The 13,053-nt window shown below is 71.1% G+C and carries 16 protein-coding genes; 6 read left to right on the forward strand and 10 right to left on the reverse strand.

The window, feature by feature from the left end; translation table 11 throughout:
• The 4 genes from J7E88_RS23200 to J7E88_RS23210 all read right to left on the reverse strand — a co-directional run.
• Positions 1-510 (reverse strand): electron transfer flavoprotein subunit beta/FixA family protein (locus J7E88_RS23200; RefSeq protein WP_215184150.1); only part of this gene is annotated, 510 nt, incomplete at its 3' end.
• Positions 511-691: 181 nt separating this feature from the next.
• Positions 692-1,294 carry a flavin reductase family protein gene (locus tag J7E88_RS23205; protein ID WP_215184152.1) on the reverse strand — a complete coding sequence of 201 codons (603 nt, stop codon included), beginning with the start codon at positions 1,292-1,294 and terminating at the stop codon, positions 692-694.
• Positions 1,295-1,321: 27 nt separating this feature from the next.
• Positions 1,322-1,420: a putative leader peptide gene (locus J7E88_RS37470; protein WP_374196313.1), complete on the reverse strand. Its 99-nt coding sequence runs from the start codon at positions 1,418-1,420 to the stop codon at positions 1,322-1,324.
• A 73-nt stretch (positions 1,421-1,493) separates the two neighbouring features.
• On the reverse strand, positions 1,494-1,820 hold the full coding sequence (locus J7E88_RS23210; RefSeq protein WP_308307578.1) for a thioredoxin family protein: 327 nt from the start codon (positions 1,818-1,820) through the stop codon (positions 1,494-1,496).
• 245 nt (positions 1,821-2,065) lie between these two features.
• On the opposite strand from J7E88_RS23210, the gene J7E88_RS23215 reads away from it, so the two are divergent.
• Entirely contained in the window at positions 2,066-2,788 is a 723-nt protein-coding gene (locus J7E88_RS23215) for a 1-acyl-sn-glycerol-3-phosphate acyltransferase (RefSeq protein ID WP_215184156.1), read from the forward strand.
• Between the two features lie 25 nt (positions 2,789-2,813).
• On the opposite strand, the gene J7E88_RS23220 is transcribed toward J7E88_RS23215, so the two are convergent.
• The 5 genes from J7E88_RS23220 to J7E88_RS23240 all read right to left on the reverse strand — a co-directional run bounded on the left by J7E88_RS23220 (position 2,814) and on the right by J7E88_RS23240 (position 7,449).
• On the reverse strand, positions 2,814-3,506 hold the full coding sequence (locus J7E88_RS23220; protein WP_215184158.1) for a B3/4 domain-containing protein: 693 nt from the start codon (positions 3,504-3,506) through the stop codon (positions 2,814-2,816).
• Positions 3,507-3,539: 33 nt separating this feature from the next.
• Positions 3,540-4,139 carry a transglutaminase family protein gene (locus J7E88_RS23225; RefSeq protein WP_215184160.1) on the reverse strand — a complete coding sequence of 200 codons (600 nt, stop codon included), beginning with the start codon at positions 4,137-4,139 and terminating at the stop codon, positions 3,540-3,542.
• Positions 4,140-4,214: 75 nt separating this feature from the next.
• Positions 4,215-5,276, reverse strand: coding sequence for a low specificity L-threonine aldolase (locus J7E88_RS23230; protein WP_215184277.1), 1,062 nt, complete (start codon positions 5,274-5,276; stop codon positions 4,215-4,217).
• On the reverse strand, positions 5,273-6,028 hold the full coding sequence (locus tag J7E88_RS23235) for an SDR family NAD(P)-dependent oxidoreductase (RefSeq protein WP_215184275.1): 756 nt from the start codon (positions 6,026-6,028) through the stop codon (positions 5,273-5,275). Before J7E88_RS23235 ends, J7E88_RS23230 begins: the two co-directional genes overlap by 4 nt.
• A gap of 26 nt (positions 6,029-6,054) precedes the next feature.
• Positions 6,055-7,449, reverse strand: coding sequence for a DUF6421 family protein (locus J7E88_RS23240; protein ID WP_215184162.1), 1,395 nt, complete (start codon positions 7,447-7,449; stop codon positions 6,055-6,057).
• A 439-nt stretch (positions 7,450-7,888) separates the two neighbouring features.
• Here J7E88_RS23240 and J7E88_RS23245 point away from each other — a divergent pair, with 439 nt between their 5' ends.
• A complete protein-coding gene (locus J7E88_RS23245; protein WP_215184164.1) occupies positions 7,889-8,572 on the forward strand; it encodes a glycerophosphodiester phosphodiesterase family protein in 684 nt (227 codons plus the stop codon).
• A 459-nt stretch (positions 8,573-9,031) separates the two neighbouring features.
• On the opposite strand, the gene J7E88_RS23250 is transcribed toward J7E88_RS23245, so the two are convergent.
• Entirely contained in the window at positions 9,032-9,586 is a 555-nt protein-coding gene (locus tag J7E88_RS23250; RefSeq protein ID WP_215184166.1) for a GNAT family N-acetyltransferase, read from the reverse strand.
• A gap of 237 nt (positions 9,587-9,823) precedes the next feature.
• Here J7E88_RS23250 and J7E88_RS23255 point away from each other — a divergent pair, with 237 nt between their 5' ends.
• The 4 genes from J7E88_RS23255 to J7E88_RS23270 all read left to right on the forward strand — a co-directional run bounded on the left by J7E88_RS23255 (position 9,824) and on the right by J7E88_RS23270 (position 12,868).
• The gene (locus tag J7E88_RS23255) at positions 9,824-10,378 is read left to right on the forward strand and encodes a DUF5134 domain-containing protein (RefSeq protein WP_215184168.1); all 555 of its coding nucleotides are present in this window, start codon (positions 9,824-9,826) and stop codon (positions 10,376-10,378) included.
• 97 nt (positions 10,379-10,475) lie between these two features.
• Complete coding sequence (locus J7E88_RS23260) at positions 10,476-11,411, forward strand: M56 family metallopeptidase (protein ID WP_215184170.1); 936 nt, start codon at positions 10,476-10,478, stop codon at positions 11,409-11,411.
• Positions 11,412-11,444: 33 nt separating this feature from the next.
• Complete coding sequence (locus tag J7E88_RS23265) at positions 11,445-12,143, forward strand: phosphatase PAP2 family protein (RefSeq protein ID WP_215184172.1); 699 nt, start codon at positions 11,445-11,447, stop codon at positions 12,141-12,143.
• A gap of 20 nt (positions 12,144-12,163) precedes the next feature.
• On the forward strand, positions 12,164-12,868 hold the full coding sequence (locus J7E88_RS23270) for an HAD family hydrolase (protein ID WP_215184174.1): 705 nt from the start codon (positions 12,164-12,166) through the stop codon (positions 12,866-12,868).
• Positions 12,869-13,053: the final 185 nt, after the last annotated feature.

Genomic DNA, 13,053 nt, shown 5'->3' on the forward strand with positions numbered 1-13,053 from the left:
CTCCAGCTGCTCCGACGCGGTATCGCCGTCACGGCGGCCCTTGACGGCGCCCTCCTCGACCGAGACCTCGGACAGCAGCGTCACCTGCGGAACGCCCAGGCGCTCGGCCAGGATCGCCGGCAGCACACCCATCGTGCCGTCGGTGGAGGCCATACCGCAGATGACCAGGTCGTAACCGGTCTTCTCGATCGCCTTCGCCAGCACCAGCGACGTGCCCATCACGTCACTGCCGTGCAGATCGTCGTCCTCGACATGGACGGCCTTGTCGGCGCCCATCGACAGCGCCTTGCGCAGCGCGTCCTTGGCGTCCTCGGGACCGACGGTCAGCACGGTGACCTCCGCGTCGTCCGCCTCGTCTGCGATCTGCAGCGCCTGCTCGACCGCGTACTCATCCAGCTCCGACAGCAGGCCGTCGACGTCGTCGCGATCGACGGTCAGGTCATCGGCGAAGTGCCGGTCGCCGGTGGCGTCGGGCACGTACTTCACACAGACAACGATCCTCAGGCTCACGCCGGCTCTCCTACTGCATCGTCTCTACTGGACTGCCTTGTGAACGCAGCATAGGCGTCCGAAGGGGCGGATCCCGGTCGGGGCGGGCCGCGCTCCGATCGAAATATTACTCGTCAGTACACCCAGGTTGTTCCCGCTAAGCAAGCGCTTTGCACTGTGACCTTGACAACGGCGGGCCAGGTCAGTCACGCAGCGCCGTGAAGCGGCCCCGGTGGTACAGCAGGGGGCTGCCGCCGCCGGCCGGGTCCCCGGCCACGACCTCGGCGATCACCAGACGGTGGTCGCCCGCGGGCACCCGTTCCACGACCCGTGCCACCAGCCACGCCACGACTCCTTCGAGGACGGGCACGCCCTCGGGGCCGGTGTGCCAGCGGGTGGGCGGCGCGAAACGGTCGGCGCCGCTGCGCGCGAAGGTGGCCGCCAGCTCCATCTGGTGCTCGCCGAGTATGTGCACGCCTATGTGCTCGGCCTCGGCGACTGCGGGCCAGCTGGAGGACGTGGTGCCCACGCCGAAGGAGATCAGGGGCGGGTCGGCGGCGACGGAGGTGAGTGAGGTCGCGGTGAAGCCGGCGGGACGCTCCCCCGGAGCGGTGACGATCGCGACGCCGGCGGCGTGCTGGCGGAAGACGGCCCTGAGCAGGTCACCCGCGGCCGGAGAGGCGGCGGGCGGGGCGAGAGGTGAGTGCTGCGGGCCGACACGGCCGGCGGGGAGCAGGGGCCGGGCTCCGGTGCGGCCGGAGGAGGAAGCGGAGGCCGGGGTGCCGAGGTCGGTCGGGGCCGTCATCGAGGTTTCCTTCTGCATGGGTGCGAACTAGGCGGCTGCGGCGATGACGTCAGCCGGACAGCGCGCGCTCGCGTAACGAACGAGGTCCACATGGACGCGTCCGTGGAGAAGGAGAACTGGAGGCACGGATGTCAGCCTGACGACGGTTGCCCTGTGCAGTCAAGTGCGCACCGGAATGTGGGACCGGGGTCACGGCACGTCATACGGCCCGGCCGAGCGCGGCGATGACGTCGGCCCGGCGGGGCGCTCCCGAGGCCCTGGTGACGACGCGGCCCGCGGAGTCGAGCACCAGGACGGTGGGCGTCTTGACGATGCCCAGTTCCCTGACGAGCTCCAGCCGCTCCTCGGCGTCGAGCTCGATGTGCGCGACACCCTCGACCATGCCCGCGACGTCCGCCAGCGTGCGACGGGTCGCGCGGCACGGCTGGCAGAAGGCCGTCGAGAACTGGACGAGCGTCGCGCGCCGCCCGAGCTCCGTGCCCAGCTCCGCCGTGCCGAGCAGCCGCTGCTGGTCCTGAACGCCCACCGTGGGCCCACCTCCGTCGAGTCGTCCACGCCTGTAGCGTTGAGCAGTGGCCGATGATTCCCGGCTGCCGGGGTGCACGGGCAACGACGGCACACCCGACGTGATGAGAATCTCGCCCATACCAGGCCCCAGGACTGGTCAGTACGCCACGCATAGGGGACGATCGCCCCAATGCCGAAAACCTACGGCTGCGTAACTTCTACCGGGAGAACCCTCCCCGGGCACGACGAAAGGGTCCCCCACAGATGGCAGAGCTCGTCTATCGGCCGGTCATCGGCGCCGCTCTCACGATGTTCAAGGCGCTCGACCTGAAGATCGACACTCAGGGATCCGAGAACATTCCGCGTACCGGGGGTGCTGTCCTGGTCAGCAACCACATCAGCTACCTGGACTTCATCTTCTCCGGCCTCGCCGCACTGCCGCAGAAGCGCCTGGTCCGCTTCATGGCCAAGGACTCGGTCTTCCGCCACAAGGTCTCCGGTCCCCTCATGCGGGGCATGAAGCACATCCCGGTGGACCGCACGCAGGGCGAGGCGGCGTACGCGCACGCCCTGGACTCGCTGCGCTCGGGCGAGATCGTGGGTGTCTTCCCCGAAGCGACGATCTCCCAGTCGTTCACCCTGAAGTCCTTCAAGTCGGGTGCGGCGCGGCTGGCGCAGGAGGCCGGCGTGCCGCTGATCCCGATGTCACTGTGGGGCACGCAGCGGCTGTGGACCAAGGGCCGTCCGCGCAACTTCCGGCGCTCGCACATCCCGGTGACGATCCGGGTCGGCGAGCCCATGGAGGCGCCGACGGACCAGTACGCCGGCGCGATCACGCGACGGGTGCGCGAGCGGGTGCAGGAGCTGCTGGAGGCGGCTCAGCGCGCGTATCCGGTACGGCCGAAGGACGCGGCCGACACGTGGTGGGTGCCCGCGCACCTCGGGGGCACGGCACCCACGGCCGCCGAGGTCCGCGAGGCCCGCTGAGGCCTCCGCCGCGAGGCGCTGCCCCTTACCGGGGTGCGTGGACCGTGACCTGCGCCCCGGGGCTCAACTTCTCCAGGCCCTCGGCGAGTTCGGCGGCTGCCGCCCCGAGCTCGCCGCCGGTCGCGGGCGCCATGCCCTCCAGCAGGAAGAGGGCGTTCACCGTGTCCTCGGTGAGCCGGGTGCGCACACCCTGGCGCCAGTTCCAGCGGCGGCAGGTGACCCCCTCCTCGTCACACCAGACGACCTCGCCCGCCTCGGGGCGTACCACGCTCTCCGTGCCGCCCGCGACGGTGTGGAACGGCTCTTGGCCCGTCGCCCGCACCAGGCGCATGGCGCCGGCGATGCGGTCGGTGTCCTCGCCGCCGACCGGGATCAGGTGGGCGACGCTGATCGCGTTGTAGAGATCGACCAGCGCGTTGATACGAGGCAGTTCGCCGTCGGCGAGTGCCCGCCGGGCCAGCGCCTCGGCCGAGTTGCGGGTGCGCGAGGGCTTGGAGCCGAAGGCGGTGTACGCCGCGCGCCAGGCCGCCATGTGCGGGTCCTCGTGCGGGGCACGGCCGTCCAGCCGGACGGCGAGGCGGCGTGCGGCGTCGTCCAGCAGCGCCGAACTGTCCTCGCTGCTCGGGCCGTTCACCAGGCCACGGGCCTCGACGGCGACATGGACGAAGCCGGGCGCGAGTGCGCGCACCTCGTCGGAGACGGTGAGGGAGAGAGCCATGGATCCGCCGATCAGGTGTCCGTGGGCAGCGTGTCAGATGTCCGTGGGCAGCATGCGCCACAGGGCCGGTCGGTCGGGCGCTGCCCGGAGTGCCGAGAGAACCGCCGGATGTGGTGCAGTAAAGAGTATCGGATAGTCCACTTCATTGCACTCGGGTCGTACGCGCCAGGCCAGCCGCTCCCCCGTCAGCGAGAACCGGGCGTCAATTCCGGGCTTGTTGCCGCGTGGGTCCTGGCGCATCCAGCCCGGCGCACCGGGCAGCCGGATGGCGACCAGTCCGTGGACCATGGGGTGGGAGCCGTCGTCGTCCGTGAGTCGCTGGTAGCACAGGGCGGTGGGGATGCCTTCGGCGCGCAGCAGAGCGGCGAGCGCGTGGGACTTCGCATGGCAGATGCCGGTCCCTTGCGCGAGGACGTCCGACGCCCGCCAGGTGACCCGCATGTCGCCGCTGTCGGCGGAGTGCGCAATGGTGTCGCGGACGAATTCGTAGGCCGCCATGGCGTATGAGTATGCGTCGCAGTGATCGGCGCGCAGCATCGCCACGGTTTCCCGTACGCGCGGATGCCAGTGGTCGACGACGCCATCTGCGGCAAGGTACGCGGAAATCTCGGGGGCGCTCTGGATCAGCTCCATGGCGCCCGAGCGTAGAGATGCGGCCGACCGGAAGTCAATCAATATCCGGTCGGCCGCATGAATATGCGGACCCTGTCAGTTGGCCATCTCTTCCTTCAGCGCCTGGACGAACGCGTCCACGTCGTCCTCGGTGGTGTCGAACGAGCACATCCAGCGCACGTCACCGGCCGCCTCGTCCCAGAAGTAGAACCGGAAGCGCTGCTGCAGCCGCCGGGTCACCTCCTGCGGCAGCCGTGCGAAGACGGCGTTGGCCTGCACGGGATACAGGATCTCCACCCCGTCCACCGTGCGCACCCCCGCGGCCAGACGCTGGGCCATCTCGTTGGAGTGCCGGGCATTGCGCAGCCACAGATCCTTGGCGAGCAGTGCCTCCAGCTGCACGGAGACGAAACGCATCTTGGAGGCGAGCTGCATCGACATCTTGCGCAGATGCTTCATGTGGCTGACCGCGTCCGGGTTGAGGACGACGACCGCCTCACCGAAGAGCATGCCGTTCTTGGTGCCGCCGAAGGTGAGCACATCGACACCGACCGCGTTGGTGAAGGTCCGCATCGGGACATCCAGCGAGGCAGCCGCGTTGGATATCCGCGCACCGTCGAGATGGACCTTCATCCCCAGACCGTGCGCGTGCTCGACGATGGCGCGGATCTCGTCCACCGTGTACAGGGTGCCCAGCTCGGTGTTCTGGGTGATCGAGACGACCTGGGGCATCGCCCGGTGCTCGTCCTCCCAGCCCCATGCCTGCCGGTCGATCAGCTCGGGAGTGAGCTTGCCGTCCGGGGTCGGCACGGTGAGCAGCTTGAGGCCGCCCATCCGCTCCGGCGCACCGCCCTCGTCCACGTTGATGTGCGCGGTCTCCGCGCAGATCACCGCGCCCCAGCGGTCGGTGAGCGCCTGGAGGGCGGTCACATTGGCGCCGGTGCCGTTGAACACGGGAAACGCCTCGGCGGTCGGCCCGAAGTGGCTGTGCATGACCCTCTGGAGGTGCTCGGTGTACTGGTCCTCGCCGTAGGAGACCTGGTGGCCGCCGTTGGCGAGGGCGAGGGCCGCGAGCACCTCCGGGTGGGCGCCCGCGTAGTTGTCACTGGCGAACCCGCGGACGGACGGGTCGTGGTGACGGCGGGCGTCGGTCTTCAGGGTTTGGGGGTCAGCCACAGACGCTGTCCATTCAGTTCCTCGGCGGGGCGGTCCCAGACTGCGGCGATGGCGTCGGCCAGCTCCGACACGTCGGTGAAGCCCGCGAACTTCGCATTCGGGCGCTCGGCGCGCATCGCGTCGTGCACCAGTGCCTTGACGACCAGGATGGCAGCCGCTGCTGCCGGGCCCTGATCGCCCCCCGCCTTGCGGAAGGAGTCGGCGACGGCGAGCGTCCAGGCCTCGGCGGCGGCCTTCGCCGCGGCGTAGGCGGCGTTCCCCGCAGTGGGCTTGGTGGCTCCCGCGGCGCTGATCAGCACATAGCGGCCGCGGTCGCTGCGCAGCAGTCCGTCGTGGAAGGCGAGCGAGGTGTGCTGGACCGTGCGGATCAGCAGTTTCTCCAGCAGCGCCCAGTCGGCGGGATCGGTGTCGGTGAAGCCGGCGCTGCCGCGCCAGCCGCCGACGAGGTGCACCAGTCCGTCGACCCGGCCGAATTCCTTCTCGGTCTTGTCCGCCCATTCCTTGGCGGCGTTCAGATCGAGCAGATCGACGGTGTCGCCGATGACGGTGGCACCGCCGTGCGCGTACCGCGCGGCATCGACGGCCTGTGCCAGCCGCTCGGCGTCGGCGTCGGAGGCGACGACGGTCGCACCGGCCTCGGCCAGTCTCAGCAGGGTGGCCCGTCCGGCGGGGCCGGCCGCACCGGCCACCGCCACGACCGCGCCTTCGAGCGCGCCGCTGCCGTTCGCGTTCATGATCGTCGCCTCCTGGATGCGAGAGCTCACGCGGCCGCTCCGACCGAAGCAGCGGTGATCCCCTTGGTGGAGGCGATCACGTTCTTCAGCTTCTTGGAGAGCGCCTCATAGAACATGCTCAGCGGAAACTCGTCCGGAAGCACGTCGTCCACCAGTTTGCGCGGCGGCTGCGTCAGATCCAGCGCGTCGGGGCCCTTGGCCCAGCGGGAGCCCGGGTGCGGGGCGAGGTAGGTGGAGACCAGCTCGTACGCGGCGAACCAGTGGACCAGCTTCGGGCGGTCGATGCCGTCGCGGTAGAGCTTCTCGATCTCGGCGCACAGCTGGTTGGTGACCTTCGGCGCCCGCTCCCAGTCGATCTTCAGCGTGTTGTCGGTCCACCGCACCACGTCGTGCTTGTGCAGGTACGCGAACAGCAGCTGGCCGCCGAGGCCGTCGTAGTTGCGGTTGCGGTCGCCGGTGACCGGGAAGCGGAACATGCGGTCGAAGAGGACGGCGTACTGCACGTCGCGGCCGTGCCGGTTGCCCTCGGTCTCCAGCTTCACGGCCTCCTTGAAGGCGGTGAGGTCGCAGCGCAGCTCCTCCAGGCCGTACATCCAGAACGGCTGGCGCTGCTTGATCATGAACGGGTCGAACGGCAGGTCGCCGTGGCTGTGGGTGCGGTCGTGGACCATGTCCCACAGGACGAACGCCTGCTCGCAGCGCTCCTGGTCGCCGACCATCTCGCGGATGTCGTCGGGCAGCTCCAGACCGAGGATGCGCACGGCCTCCTCGGTGACGGCGCGGAAGCGGGCCGCCTCGCGGTCGCAGAAGATGCCGCCCCAGGTGAAGCGCTCGGGGGCCTCGCGTACGGCGATCGTCTCCGGGAAGAGGACCGCGGAATTGGTGTCGTACCCGGCCGTGAAGTCCTCGAAGGTGATGCCGCAGAAGAGGGGGTTGTCGTAGCGCGTGCGCTCCAGCTCGGCCAGCCAGTCGGGCCAGACCATGCGCAGGACGACCGCTTCGAGGTTGCGGTCCGGGTTGCCGTTCTGCGTGTACATCGGGAAGACGACGAGATGCTGCAGCCCGTCCTCACGGCCGGCGGCCGGATGGAAGGCGAGCAGGGAGTCCAGGAAGTCCGGGACGGTGAAACCGGCCTTGGCCCACGTGCGGAGGTCGGCGACGAGGGCCCGGTGATAGGCCTCGTCGTGCGGGAGCAGCGGAGAGAGGTCCTCCACCGCGCCGACAACGCGCTCGACAGCGGCCTCGGCATCGGAGCGGGCGGGGGCGCCCTCAGCGTCGAAGTCGATCGAGCCGTCCTTGGACTGCCAGGGGCGGATCTCTTCCACGGCATTCTTGAGCACCGGCCAGCTCGGGTGGTCGACCACCCGGCCGGCGTCAGATATGCCCCTTGCGGCCACGTCCTGCACAAGAATTTCCGTCATGTCACTTCCTTCACGGGAGAACCTCGCGTCAAGACACCGTATCCATCGCGCGTTCCTCCATACAAGAGGAGGCTTGGGAAATTATCCTGCGCTACCCCCGTGATCGCAGAAGTTTTTACGGCGAGTGGCGCTCGTCACGCACAGTCCGGGTCCCACAAGCACGTCGCCGAGAACCTCCGGGGGCGGATCGGTCAAGGCGACGCCGGACGCGCCCACCGGCGGGTGATCCGTGCTCCCGCACCGCACCTCGCCACGGCTCCCAGCACGGGCTTTGCCAGGGCGGGCGGACGCGGACGGGCAGCTTCCGGACACCCCCGCGCGAGAACGGTCCCCTCCTCCGGACGGGCCGTTAGGCTGCCTCCTTACCGCGTGCGCCCCCACCGCGCGGGCGAGCGGGGGCCGGGCCGCGGGAGCCGCCGTCGACGGAAGCGAGAGAATCTTGACTTTCCTCACCATCGGTCATCGCGGGGTCATGGGCGTCGAGCCGGAGAACACCCTGCGCTCCTTCGTCCGCGCCGAGCAGTGCGGCATGGACGCCATCGAGCTGGACCTGCATCTGACCAAGGACGGCGCGCTGGCCGTCATGCACGACGCCGACGTGGACCGCACGACCGACGGAAACGGCCCCATCGCGGAGAAGACCCTCGCCGAACTGCGTCAGCTGGACGCGGGCCTGGGCGAGCAGGTGCCCGTCTTCGAGGAGGTCCTCGACGCCGTACGCTCGCCGCTCCAGGCCGAGATCAAGGACGTGGCGGCGGCACGCGCCCTGGCCGAGCTGATGAAGCGCCGTGATCTGGTGCCCAGGGTGGAGGTGTCGTCCTTCCACGACGACGCCGTCGCGGAGATCGCCTCGCTGGTGCCCGGTGTGCGTACGGTGCTGATCGCCAGCCGATGGGGGACGGACATCGTGGACCGGGCGAAGGCGGTGGGCGCGGCCTCGCTGGCGCTGAACATCCGCCGGCTCACGCTGGAGACCGTGGAGCGCGCCCACGGCGAAGGACTGGGCGTGATCGGCTGGGTCGTCAACACCCAGGAGCACCTGCGGCTGGTGCGCGCCCTGGAACTGGACGGCGCGACCACGGACTTCCCCGAGATCCGGCGCACGGGGCGGTTCACGGCCTGACCCGGGCGAGGGCCGGGCGCTGCCACGGGCCGAGGCGGCCGCTCCGGCGAGCGCGCCCGCGCGCGGCGACGGTTCCTACGGGGTGGCTGCTCGCGGCGAGGGGTCCCTGCACGGGGCGGCTGCTACCGGCCGCGGGATCCGGGCAAGGCACCGGCTCCGGCGAAGGGACCCTGCAAGGGGCGGCTGCTACCGGCCGGTGGGTCACTGCAAGAGCGGCTACTACCCGGCCGGTGAGTCACTGCAAGGCGGCTGCTACCCGGCCGGTGAGTCACTGCAAGGCGGCTGCTCCCTGCCGAGGGCGCTGACCAGGCGTCGGCTCCCGGCCCCCAGGGGGTGCTGGGCAAAAGCGGCTGCTCGCGGCCGAGGGACCTCGCCCAGGCACCGGCTACCGGACTCTGCGGGCCCTCGCTAGGCACCGGCTGCCGCACTCTGCGGGCCCTCACCGGGCGCCCGCTGACGTCAGCCTTCGAGGTCCTTCACCAGCAGTTCGAAGACGAGGTCGTCGCGCTGCGGGATGCCGAACCGCTCGTCGCCGTACGGGAACGGACTCAGCTGTCCCGTACGGCGGTAGCCGCGGCGCTCGTACCAGGCGATCAGTTCCTCGCGGACGCTGATCACCGTCATGTGCATCTCCCGCGCACCCCAGCTCTCGCGTGCGCTGCGCTCCGCCTCGGCGATCACCCGGCGGCCCAGGCCGCCGCCCTGGAGGTCGGGGCGGACGGCGAACATGCCGAAATAGGCGGCCTCGCCCCGATGTTCGAGCTGGCAGCAGGCGATCGGCTCCCCGTCGCGCTCGACGACCATCAGCCGGCTGCCCGGAGCGGTGATGACCGCGAGCACACCTTCCGGGTCCGTGCGCCGGCCGTGCAGGATGTCGGCCTCGGTGGTCCAGCCGGTGCGGCTGGTGTCGCCGCGGTACGCCGACTCGATCAGCGGGACGAGCGCCGATACGTCGGCGGCCACCGCGTCACGATAGGTGAGCTCGCCGGATTCCCGGGGCGGGGCGGTGTCCATGGGCGGCTCCGTTTCGACCGGGTGCCGGGCACGGCAGGGTGCCGGCGGCACGAGGGGTACGCGTGGCAAGAGGGTAACGCGGCCCGCGAGCGGACCGGTTCCGGTCCGGGCTCCCTGGCTCCCCTCGCCCGCGCCCCTGGCGCGCTCCCCGTGCACTCCCGTGCACTCCCATGCGCTCGCGTGCGTACCGCCGCTGCGGGCATGCACCTTTCGACGCCGTCGAAGGGGGAGATGCGCGTGCACGGACCGATGACGTCCGGCTGGCTGCTCATGGCGCTGTGTGCCGCGACCGGGTTGTACTGCCTGGTGCGGATGCGCAGGTGCACCGGTGAGGCGCGTGAGGCGGCCGGCGGCGAGGCGCTGATGGGCTTCGGCATGGCCGCCATGGCCGTGCCCGCCGCCCTGCTCACGCTGCCGTCCTGGCACTGGGTGGTGTACGCGGTGGTATTCGGCGCCGCGGCCCTGCGCGCGATATCGGCCATGCGCACCCACCGGCATCATGTGCACCATCTCGTCGGGTGCCTGGCGATGATCCACATGGCCGCGGCGATGGCGGGCTCCGGCGGCGCTCACGTGTCGCACGGGTCCACGGGCACCCCTGCGCTGACGGCGGCCCTGTTCGTCTACTTCGCGGGATACGTGCTGCGCACCGGCCTGCGGCTGGCGCCGGTCCCGGCACCGGCCGGAGCGCCGGGCACACCGGCGCCCGCCCGGGGCTCCGGGCCGGAACTGGCCCTGGCCTGCAGGATCTCGATGGGACTGGCGATGCTGGCGATGCTTCTCACTTTGTGAGACGCCCCAGGCGGTCCTCTCGAATCGAACCGTGGTATGCGTCACTTGCCGGGCAGGGCCATACCCGCAGGTAGCCGCTCCCTCATAGGCTGGGCGCATGATGGTCTCGCTCGCGCTGCTTCTGCTCGGCGCACTGGCCGCCGTTGTCGCCCCACGACTGGTGTCACACGGCGACTGGGCGGAGCGCGAGCCCGTCGTCGCGCTGTGGGTGTGGCAGTGCGTGGTCGCCGCCGTGCTCCTGTCGTTCGGCCTGTCCATGACCCTGAGCGCCGCCGCGGCCTGGCAGCTGGTCCGCGGCCATGTCTTCGCCCCGGCACCCCACGGCGTCGTCGAGGCCTACGCCCTGGGCGCGAGCGAGCCCTGGTCCGCCGCGCTGGCCGTCCTCCTCGCGTGCGGCGGGCTGTGGACCGCGGCGATGCTCACGCGCGAGGTGCTGCGGACCCAGGCGCGCCGCCGCCGGCGGCGCAGGGAACTGCTGGTGCGCTCACCGCTGCTGCCCGGTGAGGTGCCAGGTGACGAGCCGCTGGTGGTCCTGGAGGGCGAGCGGCCGGACGCCTGGTGGCTCCCGGGCGCGGCTCCCCAACTGGTGATCACGACTGCCGCGTTGCGCAGGCTGAAGGGCCGTCAGCTGGATGCGGTGCTGGCGCACGAACAGGGACACGCCCGGGCCCGGCACGACTGGCTGCTGCACTGCTCGGCGGCGCTGGCCAACGGGTTTCCACAGATCCCGGTGTTCGCCGCCTTCCGCGACGAGATGCACCGGCTGGTGGAGCTGGCCGCCGACGATGTCGCGTCCCGGCGGTTCGGGCGGCTGACGATCGCCCTGGCCCTGGTCGAACTGAACGAGGAAAGCGGGGTGTTCGGCCCCTGCCCGACACCGGGCGCGCAGCTGCCGCAGCGGGTGAACCGGCTGCTGAGCCCGGTGCCGCGGTTCACCGCCGGCCGCCGGCTCCAGCTGACGGCGGCGGCCGCGCTGGTACCCGTGGTCCCGTTGCTCGTGGCGTTCGTACCAGGACTGCGCGCGCTGGGATAGCCGCACCGCCTGCCGAGGAGTCAGGATCGGAGTATGTCCTCCTCGCAGCAGCTGAGCCCGGCCCCTTCCCCGCCCCGCCGTCCGGCCCCGCCCAGGACCGCCGCGGCCTGCACCGGCACGCTGTGCCTCGCCCTGACGGCCGTGCTGACGCTGCTGGTGACCCTGCCCTGGTCGCCGCTGATCTCCTTGGACCGCGACGTCGTGGAGACGCTGCACGGCTCCGCGGTCACGCAGCCGGGGTTCACCCATGTCAACCGGGTGCTGACGGACTGGGTGTGGGACCCGTGGACGATGCGCCTGCTGGCCGCCGCGGCGACCGTGTGGCTGTGGCGGCGCGGCGAACGGCTCCTCGCGGTGTGGGTGGGGGCGGCGAGCGTACTGGCCGCGGCCGTGCAGCAGTCGCTGAAGGCGGTGGCCGACCGTGACCGGCCGCAGTGGCCGGACCCGGTGGACTCGGCGCAGTACGCGGCCTTCCCCTCGGGTCACGCGATGACGGCGGCGGTCACCTGCGGGCTGCTGCTGTGGCTGGCCCGCCGGTACGGAGCGGCCGGCCGCGGCTGGGCGGCAGGCGTGCTGCTCGCGGGAGTGAGCGTCGTCGGCGTCGGCCTCACGCGCGTGTACCTGGGGGTCCACTGGCCGTCCGACGTCGTCGCCGGATGGCTGCTGGGGGCGTCCGTCGTGGCCCTGACGGTGCTCTCCTATGAACGGTTGGCCTTGTCTCGGCGCGGCTGAGCCGTGAAGGATGCGGCGGTATGGCGATCAAGGCTGTGCTGTTCGACTTCTCCGGCACTCTGTTCCGTATCGAATCGGCCCACGACTGGCTCCGCGCGGTGCTCCGCGAGCGGGGGATGTCGCTCCCGGACTCCGAGGTGGCCGGCTTCGCCCGGCGGTTGGAGCTGGCCGGTGCGCTTCCGGGCGGACCACTGCCCCGGCAGCTGCCGGACCGTCTCGCCGGGCCGTGGGCAGTACGCGACACGAGCACAGAGCTGCACCGGGCGGCCTACACGGGTCTCGCCCGTGAGGTGGCACTGCCCGACGAGGGCCTGTACGACGCGCTCTACGACCGCCATATGACGCCCGCCGCATGGCGGCCCTACCCGGACGCGGCCGAGGTGCTGCGCGGGCTGCGGGAGCACGGCGTACGCGTCGGCGTGGTGAGCAACATCGGCTGGGACCTGCGGCCGGTGTTCCGTGCCCACGGCCTCGACGCGCTCGTCGACGCGTACACGCTGTCGTACGAGCACGGGGTGCAGAAGCCGGATGTGCGGCTCTTCCGCACGGCCCTCGACGCGCTGGGCCGGGATCCGCGGGAGGCGCTGATGGTGGGCGACGACCGGCGGGCGGACGGTGGCGCGACGGCCTTGGGCTGCGCGGTCCTTTTCGTCGACCATCTGCCGGTGGACGAGCGGCCCGAGGGACTGCGCCCGGTGCTCGCTCTGGTCGACCGGACCCGCTAGCGGGCCGGCACCCCGCATCCGGTCGGCGGCACCCGGAGCGCACTTCGACAGCGGGACCGGAGCACACTGAAGTCAGGCGACCGAATGGGGTGAAGAGCCACCCGAACCGGACGATCCCCCGCGTCGCCCGGTCCGGGCAGCACCCCCGCCGACCAGCCCTGGAGACTGGGGAAGCGGGACACGCT

The sequence above is a fragment of the Streptomyces sp. ISL-10 genome, assembly GCF_018614575.1.
Classification (GTDB): domain Bacteria; phylum Actinomycetota; class Actinomycetes; order Streptomycetales; family Streptomycetaceae; genus Streptomyces.